At 39.8% G+C, this 12,553-nt stretch carries 10 protein-coding genes and 1 other RNA gene; 2 read left to right on the top strand and 9 right to left on the bottom strand.

The features are described from left to right. Positions 1-12: 12 nt before the first annotated feature. The 6 genes from GQR38_RS11670 to GQR38_RS11645 form a co-directional block, all read right to left on the bottom strand. Positions 13-2,148 carry a TonB-dependent siderophore receptor gene (locus GQR38_RS11670; protein WP_165721622.1) on the bottom strand — a complete coding sequence of 712 codons (2,136 nt, stop codon included), beginning with the start codon at positions 2,146-2,148 and terminating at the stop codon, positions 13-15. 219 nt (positions 2,149-2,367) lie between these two features. After that, complete coding sequence (locus GQR38_RS11665) at positions 2,368-2,679, bottom strand: EthD family reductase (protein ID WP_002958288.1); 312 nt, start codon at positions 2,677-2,679, stop codon at positions 2,368-2,370. A 211-nt stretch (positions 2,680-2,890) separates the two neighbouring features. Then, complete coding sequence (locus tag GQR38_RS11660; protein ID WP_121954038.1) at positions 2,891-3,247, bottom strand: TfoX/Sxy family protein; 357 nt, start codon at positions 3,245-3,247, stop codon at positions 2,891-2,893. Between the two features lie 239 nt (positions 3,248-3,486). Further along, positions 3,487-5,013 carry an acetyl-CoA hydrolase/transferase family protein gene (locus tag GQR38_RS11655; RefSeq protein WP_121954037.1) on the bottom strand — a complete coding sequence of 509 codons (1,527 nt, stop codon included), beginning with the start codon at positions 5,011-5,013 and terminating at the stop codon, positions 3,487-3,489. 297 nt (positions 5,014-5,310) lie between these two features. Continuing rightward, positions 5,311-5,407, bottom strand: an RNA gene (ffs, locus tag GQR38_RS11650) — signal recognition particle sRNA small type. Positions 5,408-5,546: 139 nt separating this feature from the next. Then, positions 5,547-6,422 (bottom strand): DUF3014 domain-containing protein, encoded by an 876-nt coding sequence (locus tag GQR38_RS11645; protein ID WP_101164364.1) that lies wholly within the window; start codon positions 6,420-6,422, stop codon positions 5,547-5,549. Between the two features lie 239 nt (positions 6,423-6,661). Here GQR38_RS11645 and GQR38_RS11640 point away from each other — a divergent pair, with 239 nt between their 5' ends. After that, positions 6,662-7,807, top strand: a complete 1,146-nt coding sequence (locus GQR38_RS11640; RefSeq protein WP_007584072.1) for a patatin-like phospholipase family protein — start codon at positions 6,662-6,664, stop codon at positions 7,805-7,807. 28 nt (positions 7,808-7,835) lie between these two features. Here the strand turns inward: GQR38_RS11640 and GQR38_RS11635 are convergent, their stop codons facing one another. Beyond that, entirely contained in the window at positions 7,836-9,809 is a 1,974-nt protein-coding gene (locus tag GQR38_RS11635; RefSeq protein ID WP_165721621.1) for a monovalent cation:proton antiporter-2 (CPA2) family protein, read from the bottom strand. A 133-nt stretch (positions 9,810-9,942) separates the two neighbouring features. On the opposite strand from GQR38_RS11635, the gene GQR38_RS11630 reads away from it, so the two are divergent. Beyond that, on the top strand, positions 9,943-10,839 hold the full coding sequence (locus GQR38_RS11630) for a GGDEF domain-containing protein (RefSeq protein WP_024590733.1): 897 nt from the start codon (positions 9,943-9,945) through the stop codon (positions 10,837-10,839). Positions 10,840-10,868: 29 nt separating this feature from the next. Here the strand turns inward: GQR38_RS11630 and GQR38_RS11625 are convergent, their stop codons facing one another. Then, positions 10,869-11,222: a hypothetical protein gene (locus GQR38_RS11625; RefSeq protein WP_010553734.1), complete on the bottom strand. Its 354-nt coding sequence runs from the start codon at positions 11,220-11,222 to the stop codon at positions 10,869-10,871. Continuing rightward, positions 11,223-12,527 (bottom strand): tRNA lysidine(34) synthetase TilS, encoded by a 1,305-nt coding sequence (tilS, locus tag GQR38_RS11620; RefSeq protein ID WP_165721620.1) that lies wholly within the window; start codon positions 12,525-12,527, stop codon positions 11,223-11,225. Between the last annotated feature and the right edge of the window lie 26 nt (positions 12,528-12,553).

Genomic DNA, 12,553 nt, shown 5'->3' with positions numbered 1-12,553 from the left:
CGCTAATAAGTATTAAAACTTGTAGGTTATTTGCCCAACAATTTCACGCGGGCTACCCGGAAAGTGACCGTTACGCTGGTTAAATCCGCTTACAGCATATTCCTTATCAAACAGGTTGTTAATATTTACACTCAGTAATACGTCATCAAAGCGACTCGTCCAGCTCATATCAAATACGGTAAATGGTTTTACTTTTTGGCCATCGGAGCTTACTTGCTCACTCACATAATTAGCGCCAAACGCAATAGAGGAATTAATCGAATCGAGCCCAAAGCGTGACCATAAACCCGCCTGGTGACGTGGTGCATTAGCAAAGCGCGAGCCATCACCAAATGTATCTGAAAGCGTATCACCCGTTACACCGTCTACTACTTGCGTATCGTTGTAAGCGTAGTTAGCCGTTACGGTCCAGTGCGCTGATAAATCGCCTACTAAGGTTGTTTCAAATCCACGGCTTTCTACTTCACCTATATTTAAAAGTGCAGCAATGCCATCTCCCGCGGCAGTATCGTCTGGGTTGCTCATTACCACGTTTTCTTTATTAATTTGATAAACAGCAAATGTACTCATTATTTTGCCATCAAACCATCTGTTTTTCATGCCCAACTCGGTTTGCTTACCTGTTTCCGGGTCTAAGTTGCCCTCGCCTACCACATCTTCCTGATCGCCCGACGAGGTTGGGTTAAAGCTTTCAGAGTAGTTTATGTAAACAGAGGTGTTTTCTATTGGCTGGTACGTTACTGCAACGCGAGGCGTTACACCGTTGTCAGAATAGCTAAAGCCTGTTTCCTTATTTAATTCTTTAAAATAATCGTAGCGTAAGCCTGCAATTACGGTCCATTGTTCGCCAATACTTATAACATCTTGAGCGTATACACCAAAGCGATCGGTATCTACACCATCACGATCTAAATCGGTTAAGTTATAGGTGCTAGGGTCTGTTTCACCGTAATTAAGTGTATAAATATTTAAGTTTGCTACACCATCAGCCTCATATCGGGCACGCAAGTAATCGTACTGCGTTTCTACCACATGGTAATCGCCACCAAATAAAAATTGATGCTCTAAATTACCTTGCTCAACGTTATATACAAAATCAGTTGTTAAGCTTATTTCTTCGTTTGCTCGAAACTGTTTGCGGTATTCTCGTCTTATGGTTTCATCATCTATATTAGCAACGCCATCACCATTTACGTCAACCCAATTTTGCGACTCGTGATACGCTTGGTCGCGCTCATTATCAAGGTATCGCACAGTAGTGCTAACAGAGAAATCATCAGAAAAACTATGATTTAACTCAGCTTGAAGCACCAAAGCTTCCATATCTTGATAGTCAAATGATTCGTTCGCGTTATACGAAGGATCTACCAGAAAGTTGCCGTTATCATCTACCGGTACTCCACGTAAGCGATTGCCACCTAAGTCTTGTTTTATGTAATCAACACTTGTTGTAAGCGTTGTTGAATCACTTAAATCAAATAACAATCCACCTGTTAGCTCGGTGTTTTTTGAGTCTGCATTGTTACGAAAGCTGTCTTGCTCTTCATAAAAACCACCCAACCTATAAGCCATTGTATCGCTTAAACCACCGGTCATATCGAGTGATGCGCCACGCGTATTGTAGTTACCCAAGGTGAGCTTTAATTCGCGCTTTTCTAAGTAGCTTGGTTTTTTGGTTACGTAATTAATCATCCCACCAGGTTCGCCACCGCCATACAAAGCAGAGGCTGGCCCTTTTAATACTTCAACACGTTCTACATTAAATAACTGCGGTACACCAAAGCCCGAATATGGGTCGCCACGCACACCATCGTAAAATACATTTGCGTCATCTCTAAAACCACGAAAAGTAACGCCTGAGTAGCTATATTCGCTCACTCCCGCAATAGATCGGTACAAATCGGTAATGTCACGCGCTGCTTGGTCAATTATAAGTTGCTCTGTTAAAACCTGAGCCGATTGCGGAAGCTTAATAAGATCTAAATTAGTTTTAGTACCAATTTTACTTTCGGTTTCTAGGTAAAATTGCTGGGCACGGCCAGTTACTTCTATTTTTTCAATATCGTTATTTTGCTCTGCAAATGCCATATTAGAAAAAGCAGATAAAGACGCAGCAATACTTAATGCCAAATAATTAGGGTTAAACATGATAATTCCTGGGAGAAGTGTAGATAGCCAACAAGCTAAATGATAACTCTTATCATTTTCATAATCAACACAGGAGCGGGTTTAATACATCTAAATATTAGAACTAATTTTACTTAAAACAGAGCGCTAGCCCTTTTATTGCAGTTAAAATAAAACCCCTACTGTATTAAATACAGTAGGGGTTATTAAGTAATTCTTAAATTAGTTTTAGCGTGTAATTTACCCAGCAATATTGCTAATTTGAATTACTGGAGACACGTTAGTAAAATTAACTAAATCAGCCGCTATTACTTCTTGATGAGGTGCAAAGGCTTGCTGAAAAGATTCTACCGATTCAAACACTAAATGCCCCATAGCAATATAAGTTGGCGCTTCGCCCGGTGCGCCACCAGCTAAACCTGCATCTGCACTACTTGATATAAGCGCTTTACCAACTAACTCTGCAACTAGTGGTAAATGTGTTTTACAGTAGTAGTCCATATCGAAAGTAGCACTTTCATTATTTGGGTATAATACGCTTACTTTAATCATTACATTCTCTCTTTTATTTACTAAAAAATTTAAAGCTGTGCTAATAAACAGCTTTACAAACTAGTGTTCAAAGCGTCTTTTGAAATAGTATGAATCATACTCAAGTAAAAAGCGCATAAGTGAGCAGTCGCTCAATTATGTAGTATTCATGCTCATAGCGCCAGTAATTTGATTGCAATGCGTATTTTAATTAAGGTGATACTTCGCTAATTTACTTAAGTGCGGGTCGTTTTTTAAAAGGTTTGGGCGGTAAAGACTCTACAAAGTTAACGCACGTATTTACCCAATATGTTAAATCAGAATCAGACTCAAAACCTTCAGGCAAAATATAAACCAAGCCCTTAACTGGCTTTCCGGTAAAGTCCATTTCAGTTACATGAGGTTTAGCTAAACAATCGCTGTAGTTTTCAGGCCCTACTCGCACCATCAGCTTGTTGCCTATTATTACGCAGCACATATACTCCGAAATTATAAAACATAAACCACCAAAGATTTTCTTTACTACTAAATCGTGGCGCGCATTAAACAACTCATAGAGTCGCTCTTCTAACCCTCTGTCAAAAGCCATTTAAGCATCTCTATTTTTTAATAAACACATTACACACTTAATAACGGTAATAGCACTTAAACCTAAGTAAATAAAATAATAAAAGGTGGCTGGAAAAGGTATGCAAAGAGTAGGTATAAAATTATTTTGGACTTAAAGTTTTTATTAAACCGCACTAATCAAAGCTGATTGAGCTGACACTAGTGCGGTTCAAAAGTAAGTATAAAACTAACTAATTCAATATTAATAAACTAAAATGCTTATGCTGACAGTTGCACTGGAGCATCTGCTGCAGATACTTTTTTCATGCTGCCTTGTTGTTCAAGGCGAATATGCCAACTAAATGCTTCTTCAAGTAAATGAGGGGTATGCCCGCCACGCTCACAAGCGCGATTGTAGTAATCTAACATATCGTCACGGTAATCTGGGTGCACACAATGCTTAATGACTTGTATCGCTCGCTCACGCGGCGCTAAACCGCGTAAATCAGCTAAGCCTTGCTCGGTTACTAAAATATCAACATCGTGTTCGTTATGATCAACATGACTGGCCATAGGCACTACGCTTGAAATAGCGCCATTTTTAGCAATCGATTTAGTCACAAATATTGCTAAATGAGCATTACGAGCAAAATCACCAGAGCCACCAATACCATTCATCATCCGTGTGCCACAAACATGTGTTGAATTTACATTGCCATACATATCAAACTCAAGCGCAGTGTTTATTGCAATAATTCCTAAACGGCGCACTATTTCAGGATGGTTCGAAATTTCTTGAGGGCGTAATACTAGCTTGTCTTTGTATTGTTCTAAATTATTAAATACTTGCGCATTACAACGCTCAGACAAAACAATTGAGCTGCCCGATGCAAAACTAAGCTTACCTGCGTCAATTAGGTCAAACGTCGAATCTTGCAGTACTTCAGAGTACATTGTTAGGTCTTTAAAGTCAGAGTCGAGTAGTCCCATCATCACTGCATTAGCAATGTTACCAATGCCTGCTTGTAGCGGGCCTAAATTAGCTGGCAATTTATTTTGAGCCACTTCGTCTTTAAAAAAGTTAACTAAATGGCGCGCAATAGATGCGGTATCTTCATCAGGGTCGGTAACGGTAGAAAACGAGTCGCTTTGGTTAGTAAAAACAATACCAACAATTTTTGCAGGATCGATAGGAATTGCAGTACTACCAATTCTATCATCTACCTTAACTAACGGCATTGGTTGGCGAGTAGGACGATACGAAGGGATGTATATATCATGCAAACCTTCAAGATTCGGGTTATGCAGCATATTAATTTCAACGATTACTTCTTTGGCAAAAATAGCAAAACTCGCTGAATTACCAACCGATGTAGTCGGCACAATATGCCCTTCTTCGGTAATGGCAACGGCTTCAATAACAGCCACATCAGGCATGGTTAGTTGATGGTTACGTAAATGCTCAACTGTTTCAGATAAATGCTGATCAATAAACATTACTTCACCGTTATTAATCGCTTTACGTAAAGTGCTATCTACTTGAAAAGGCATACGACGCGCTAAAATGCCCGCTTCTGTTAATAGCTTGTCGAGATCATTACCTAATGACGCACCCGTCATTAAATTTATTTTGATTGGATTTTTTTTGACTTGCTCAATTAATGCTCTGGGTACTGCTTTAGCTTCTCCGGCGCGAGTGAAACCACTCATCCCTACAGTCATTCCATCTTTAATAAATTGGCTTGCTTGTTCTGCCGGCATCACCTTGTCATGCAGGTTACTATTGCGAATACGTTCCAAGTGCATACTGAGCTCCTCTCTAAATTTGACATTATTCTAATCCTAACTTCGTACTACACAATCTAGACTTAAGTCGTATTTACGAATCGAGGATGAGCAACATGTTTAAAAGGGAGGTTAATTTACTTTTAATTAATACTATCATGTAGTTATTAGTAATATTTTTAACAAAAATGACATAACAATCTATAAAGTAATTTATAAAGTAATCTATAAATAAATAGTATTATTTAATTAGAGGAATTATTTTTGAGGAATTAAGTTTATTAGTTCAAACACCCAAATGAGGAATTTGGGTGGCAGTCTTACCAGCCACATCTCGGCACACACGTCACAAACTGTGGCTGCTCCCTTCCGGGCCTGACCAGGTTCGCCTGCTAGTGTTGCGAGAGGACCAATAAGACTACCATTGAGGGCCTTGGTTGGCGCGGGAGGGATTATCTCTACTTTTGCTCTGTTATTCAAGGGATAATCTAAAAAGAAAGTGCGATTGCATACTTCATATACAATCGCGGCGTATTTAGCTATTTTAGTGCGTATTAATTGTTCTCTAACTGCGCTTTTATATTACGTAATGCTGCTTTTACTTTTTTCATGTTTTCTGGACCCATACGTAAAAGCTGTTTTTGTGCATCTGGTAATTGCTCCCACTCCGAAAACGCATACTGGTACGTTACTGAATCACGAAGTAACGGCAAGTCACCTTCAGGCTCTGGCGTATCAAGTAATAAATCGATTGCATCGGTTAGCGTTTGATTAAACTCGTCATCGCCGTAACCAATTTCACTGTATGCATTATTAATAAGTGGCTTGTACTCTTCGTACATGCGAACGGCTTGCGCTGCACTCATACTGGTAAATATTTTCACATACGGTGTATAACGCTCGTAGCTGTTAGGGTTAATCGTTAGGATATCACCTTCATTCACGCTAAATTTTTCTTCTGGCTGTACAACAGGCATGTGTTTTTTAGCTATTTTTCCTTTTGCTAAGTTATCTACATATACCACACCACGACGAATAACATCGTCGGTCACCATTAAGCTCATTACTGAGTCGCTTAGGTACTCGTCCATTTTAGCAACAACAACTGCATCACTTTCGTTAAGCGTTGGTAGTGGCTCTACTTCTGGCACTGGCTCACTTGGACTTTGTGCTGGTACTTCAAGCTCTGCTGGCTTTTCTGGATTTACAGACGGCGCATCTACCACGGGGTCGTTCTCGGGTTTAAGCTCCATCATAGGTTGTTCTTTAACTGTGGGCTCTACCTCAGTGCGTGTTGCTTGCTCGTCACTGGGTGTTAGCAATACGAAGGCGGCCGCACATGCTACGACTATTAAAATAATAACGGCGAAAAGAATATTGTTATTAGGTGGACGTTTTTGAACATCTGATGCTTCTGGTTTATCTGACATACGAACTCCATAAAAATTAAAATGCGATATCACTTAGAGTACGCTAAGTGGATTAAATTCATTCTTACACAAATACTATTACATTTTATAATACGGCAATTATAGCAAAGTAAGTTACGTACTAAATTGGGTGATTAAACAATGTAATAAGTATTAGGGCAGTTATCCTTTGATTCTTCTAGCTTAAAGACTTACAGTTAATAAATAAAGTAAAGACGTAGAACAGTTTAACCACCAATATGAAAATCAAGCAAGTTGATCCACAAAAACCTAAAATTGCCTTATTACTCACAGGTGGTGGCGCACGTGCTGCTTATCAAGTGGGTGTCCTTAAAGCGCTAGCTCATAGTATGCCTCGTACCGCTCCATTGCCATTTAGAGTAATAAATGGCACCTCTGCTGGGGCTATTAACTCAGCTGCGTTAGCATGTTACGCCTCCTGTGCGCATTTGGCTGTACGAAAGCTTGAATCAGTTTGGAAAAACTTTTCAACCTCTATGGTCTATAAAAGTGATTTTTTAAGCGTATTTGGTCATATTGCGCGTAATATTTTAACGAGCTTTCAGTCAGAACATATTAACCATCCACCAGCGAGCTTGCTAAACAACCGCCCTCTGCGTGGTTTATTAAACGAAATTTTAGATTTACACCGCATTGAGCGCAATTTACATCGTAATTATTTAGATGCGCTGTCTATTACGGCCTCAAGTTATACAACGGGCGACTCTGTTGCATTTTTTCAATCTAATACGCAAACATCTTGGCAGCGTGCTAAACGCGAAGGCCGTGCAACTCGTATTAATGTTGAGCACTTAATGGCATCGAGTGCCATCCCTATGGTGTTTCCAAGTGTAAATATTTATAACCATTACTTTGGGGATGGCTCTATACATCAACTTTCTCCGCTGAGTCCGTCGATTCATTTAGGCGCTGAAAAAATATTTATTATTGGGGTCGACCAACCCAAAGAATTACACCCACCGGGTTACTCGCCACATTATCCGGGTCTATCTGCTGTTGCAGGGCATTTACTCGACAGTGTATTTACCGACACTATGCAATCGGATTTGGAGCGTTTGGCTCGTGTTAACCGTACATTAGGGTTATTACCCGCTCGCGACAAACATCAAGAACTTAAACAAATAGATACCTTTGTCATTAACCCTTCGCAAAACTTTAATGCCATTGCAGCGCAGTATTACGACGATATGCCATGGGCCATTAAAGTATTGCTACGTACCATAGGTGTAAAAAAGCATTCGCAATCGAGCTTAACCAGTTACCTATTGTTTGAAAAACGCTACACCCAGCATTTAATGCAAATTGGCTATGAAGATGGTATGGCGCAGCTGCCTAAGATGCGTGAATTTTTAGAGTTAGATTAATCTTTTAGAGTTAGATTAATCTAAGTCACTATTCGATTCCGTCGAGCAGATAGTGCTCTACCCGCTCAACACGCCTTGGTTTACCTTGTAATACTAAAACGTCATTAGCCAATAATGTTGTTTGCGCTGATGGCGTATCTATTTCGGCTCCTTCTCTGCGCAGTGCTTTTACGAGTACTCGCCGCTTTTCTAAATTAAGATCTTCAATTGTTTTACCCACGGCATAAGCTTGTTGAGGTAGCGCTACAACATGTAAGTATTCTAATCGTTCACTTGAGGCATCTTCGCTATCTTTAAAATACCCAGCGTAAAAGCTTTGCATTAACGGATAGCGATTACGACGTTCTTTACTTACTCTACGCACAATACGCGTCATCGGTACGCCCGACATAGACAACACATGCGACACGAGCATTAAGCTCGCCTCTAACGACTCTGGCACTACTTCGGTTACGCCTAGCCCTTTTAAATAATCTAACTGGCTATCGTCACGAGTACGAATAAGTATTTTAACGTTGGGCGCTATTTGTTTTATGGCATCAATAACAACTTGTGCGTGATCAAGCTCTGTAAAAGTAATAATAACCAAGCGAGCTCGCTCTACTCCTGCGCACTTTAAAATATCTTTTTGTTTAACATAGCCAAATATAACAGGCTCACCTGCCGCTTTGCCTTCTTGTACTAAAATTGGGTTACTTTCAATGGCAACGTAGTCTATTGCTTCGGGCTTTAAAAAACGCGCTATAGTTTGCCCAACACGCGAAAAACCACAAATAACAATATGGTCACTATAAAGTGTACTACTTTGTGGCTCACTCTCCAGCGCTAAACTAGGGCGATCGAGTATACCCAAACGCTTTAAAATAAATGGCGTTTTATCAATCAAAAATGGTGTAAATGCCATTGATAACACACCAAGGGCAATTAAAAATGAAGCTTGCTCTGAGTTTAATAACTGATGCTGGCCAGCAAGTGCGATAAGTACAAAACCAAACTCCCCCATTTGCCACAGCATAATGCCACAGGCGAGCGAGTCTTGGTTTCGCTCATGCATTAGCCGCGCACTAAGTGCTACTACTGTAATTTTTAATACGAGTAACCCAAGCAATGCGCCAATAATTATTACTATATGCGCCAGTACAAATAAAATATCCAACTGCATACCCACAGTTACAAAAAACAGCCCCATTAAAATATCGCGAAATGGACGTATATCGGCCTCTAACTGATGCCTGTAATTGCTCTCACCTAACATCATTCCCGCTAAAAAAGCGCCCAATGCCATAGACAAGCCAAACATATACGTTAAAAAGCCCGCAAATAAGGCGACTAATATAGTGGTAAGCACAAACAACTCATCGGTTCGTACTTGCGCTATTTCTTTAAACACAATGGGCAATACCCATTTACCAATTGCCCAAAGAAGCACGCATACAAATGCGCCCTTACTTAGGGCAAACGCTAAAGCCCAGCCAATACTTTGAGAGTCGCTTGATGCAAATAAAGGAAGTATTATTAATAGAGGAACAACAGCAATATCTTGAAAAAGCAGTACACCAACGGCCAATTGCCCACGGCGCTGATTAAGCTCACCCGTTTCCTTTAATAGCTTAACCACTACAGCCGTAGAAGAAAGCGCCATAATTGTACCAATGGTAAAACTGGTGAGTAGGGAAAAGTCTAAACAATATAAAATAATAATGAAGAGTAAGCTGGTTATACCTACTTGTAACGAGCCCAGCCCAAATACTAGGCTTCGCATTGCCATTAGCCGCGAGATAGAAAATTCTAACCCCAAACTAAATAACAAAAACACAATCCCAAGCTCTGCTACAAACTCTATTTCATGAGATTGCGCTAACCAACCAATACCATGACTACCGGCTAAAACCCCCGTTGCTAGGTACGCCAAAATAGGCGGCAAGCCAATGCGTTTAAAAAACCACACAAAAAGAACTGCTGCCACTAGCAAGCCAAAAATTTGAACGTTAATACTCTGCAAATTCGGCCTCACGCGTCAATTAAACCAAGGGACTTACTTTAAATATAGCAACCTTCTGTTTTTCAGCCAGTTTTAAAATATGGCACAAAAATCGCTTAGTAATTGCAAAGTAACACCCTCGGGGGAGAATTTAATGGAAAACGTCCATATTTTGACGCAGCGTGTGTCTGGTCGCGGTGATTTTTTGCCGTTTTCGGCTGAACATTCGCCAACAAATGAAATAACAGAAACACATAAACTCGTTACAGAGCTACAAACTAGCTTAGTGATTGAGGATGTTTTAGCTATATACGCAAAATTTACAAAACAATTGTTGAATTTCTCTGGTTTACAGTTTCAGTCAACACTGGGAACTACGCAAACATCACAGAGTGATACAAATAGTACACCCTATATTTTTGATTTGGCGATTGGTAAAGAACACTTAGGGCAGCTAATTTATTTTAGTAAATTCCCGCTTGGTCAAGCCATTGAGAAAAAGCTACATACTTTGCATACTGCGCTGGTTTATCCACTTCGTAATGCGATGATGTATAGCCGAGTATTAAAACTTGCCACAAAAGATGCGTTAACAGGCTTAAATAACCGTAGTCAGTTTAATGACTTTTTACTACAAAAGCTTGAAAACTGCCGTCGTTACCAGCGTCCATTTAGTTTAATGCTGCTTGATTTAGATAATTTCAAACAAGTTAACGACAACTTTGGCCATAAAATTGGTGACGATACACTTAAAGAGTTTTCAAAAGTACTGTGTAGCAGCATACGCGGCACTGATTCGGTATTTAGATTTGGTGGTGATGAGTTTGCTTTACTTATTGAAGACCCTGAGTTTACAACGAATAAAGTGATTGCTGAGCGGATAATGTGCTTAGTAAGAAAATCGCCTCTAATGTCTAAGTATAAAGTAACAACCAGTATTGGTTTTACTTTAGCTAACAGCCAAGACAGCGAAACTGAAATATTTGCTCGCGCCGATAAAGGCTTATACAAAGCAAAAGCATCTGGTAGAAACTGCGCAAAAGCATATTAGTCTTTACTTAACTGCATTAAATAAAAAGCCTAGCTTCCCCCGCTAGGCTTTGCACTTACCAATTTATAAATAAACAACGCGGCACAAAAACCAAAAAAGAATCCGCTAATTAAATTAAGTAATGCGGTAATAGTAGCAAGCGGTGTAAATAATACTAAAAGCAGTGGCAGGCTCACGCCTAAAATAAAAAACAATCCACCTTTACCTAACCAATAAGCTAATAAAAGCACTGCAGATACAATTCCACCCGCAACTGCATAACCTAGCGTAACTATATTTAGCTCAAGTAAAATATTAGCAATAATAGCTATAACGGCCGTTATTAGCATACCCACTGGCGCTTTTGTTACTAACGACAAACCAACATGCGGCTGTTTACTCATTTATTTACACTCCCAAAAAATACCATTTTCATCAATATGCTTAGCACTTATAAAATAACCAACCACTTGAACTAATTCATCATTATAAAAAATAAGCGGCACACTGGCGCGAAGCCAGGGCGCTATTTTTGCATCTTTAAACCAATGCTTAACTGTATTACTACCAGGCTTTTTAAGTGGTTTAATGCGTGCGCTATTGCAATCAAAGCGCACTATTACTTGCTCATTGGCGTGTGGAGGTCTTACTCCACAACCGGTGCTTTTAATTAATAAGCGCCCGTCTGCCAGTTTTAGCTGTGAATGATTCAGCTCAATATCTGTTAATACTTCACTTGGTGTTACAAAATACAAATAACCTTGATGACGACGTATTTGCCCATCGAGCAAATCAATACGCATTTGTGCATCGTTTTTTGCGCACATTGCTTGATTAATAATTTGCTCGAGCTGCTTTTGCGATGGCATCACTTGTGTAAATAGTGCAAGCCACGCACGTACTATATTTGCAATGCGCGCTGCGCTGTATTCGCTTATCTGGCCAATGCAAAGTGCTTGATGCTCGTTAATACACTTATTTAAATCAAGCTGAGTATATTCATCAAGTAATGTTTGTTGCTGCTGTAGTAGCTCAATACTTCGTGCAGTGCATTGTTCAAACCCATTAAAGCGCTCAGCTAACACAGGTACTATTTTTGAGCGTAAAAAGTTACGATCAAAACTTTCATCTGTATTAGAGTCATCGGTTATGTGGCTAACACTAAACTGCGTTGCAAACGCTTCTATATCGCTGCGAGCTACATTTAGTAATGGTCTAAAACATATACGCCCACTTTGCAGCAAGCGCTCTTTATACATAGAACCTAGCCCTTTTAAACCTGAGCCACGCTTTAAGCGCAGTAAAAACGTTTCTACTTGGTCGTTTAAGTGTTGGCCCAGTAAAATAATGCTGCCTTGTGGGCTTAGTTCATCAAGTGCTTTATAACGGACGTCGCGTGCTTGGGCTTCAAGACTTGTGCGCGACTGCGGCTCAATAACAACTTTCGCAGCTTCAAAAGGCACATTAAGCTCAATGCATACGTTTTTGCAAAAGTGTTGCCAGTCATCAGCATACTGGCTCAAACCATGGTGAACATAAATAGCCGATACATTAATTGCAGGGTTATCTTCTTTTAAAGTGCGCATTAAATGCAACAGCACCACAGAATCAACGCCACCAGAAAGCGCCACTGTAAAAGCGGTGTTACCTTGCTCAATATAGCTATTTAATGATTTTTTTAATTGCTGATAAATTGCTGATGTATACATATGGGCGCACTTTTATATAAAAACTC

The sequence above is a fragment of the Pseudoalteromonas sp. c7(2019) genome (genome assembly GCF_011378625.1).
GTDB classification, from domain to species: domain Bacteria; phylum Pseudomonadota; class Gammaproteobacteria; order Enterobacterales; family Alteromonadaceae; genus Pseudoalteromonas; species Pseudoalteromonas arctica.
Note: the sequence above shows the minus strand (reverse complement) of the source record. Positions and strands in the feature narration are given on the sequence as shown.

What these genes read in the sequence shown, in the direction of transcription:
- GQR38_RS11670 (WP_165721622.1), bottom strand. Translation starts at nt 2,148, where the DNA reads ATGTTTAACCCTAATTATTTGGCATTAAGTATTGCTGCGTCTTTATCT.
- GQR38_RS11665 (WP_002958288.1), bottom strand. Translation starts at nt 2,679, where the DNA reads ATGATTAAAGTAAGCGTATTATACCCAAATAATGAAAGTGCTACTTTC.
- GQR38_RS11660 (WP_121954038.1), bottom strand. Translation starts at nt 3,247, where the DNA reads ATGGCTTTTGACAGAGGGTTAGAAGAGCGACTCTATGAGTTGTTTAAT.
- GQR38_RS11655 (WP_121954037.1), bottom strand. Translation starts at nt 5,013, where the DNA reads ATGCACTTGGAACGTATTCGCAATAGTAACCTGCATGACAAGGTGATG.
- GQR38_RS11645 (WP_101164364.1), bottom strand. Translation starts at nt 6,422, where the DNA reads ATGTCAGATAAACCAGAAGCATCAGATGTTCAAAAACGTCCACCTAAT.
- GQR38_RS11640 (WP_007584072.1), top strand. Translation starts at nt 6,662, where the DNA reads ATGAAAATCAAGCAAGTTGATCCACAAAAACCTAAAATTGCCTTATTA.
- GQR38_RS11630 (WP_024590733.1), top strand. Translation starts at nt 9,943, where the DNA reads ATGGAAAACGTCCATATTTTGACGCAGCGTGTGTCTGGTCGCGGTGAT.
- GQR38_RS11625 (WP_010553734.1), bottom strand. Translation starts at nt 11,222, where the DNA reads ATGAGTAAACAGCCGCATGTTGGTTTGTCGTTAGTAACAAAAGCGCCA.
- tilS (WP_165721620.1), bottom strand. Translation starts at nt 12,527, where the DNA reads ATGTATACATCAGCAATTTATCAGCAATTAAAAAAATCATTAAATAGC.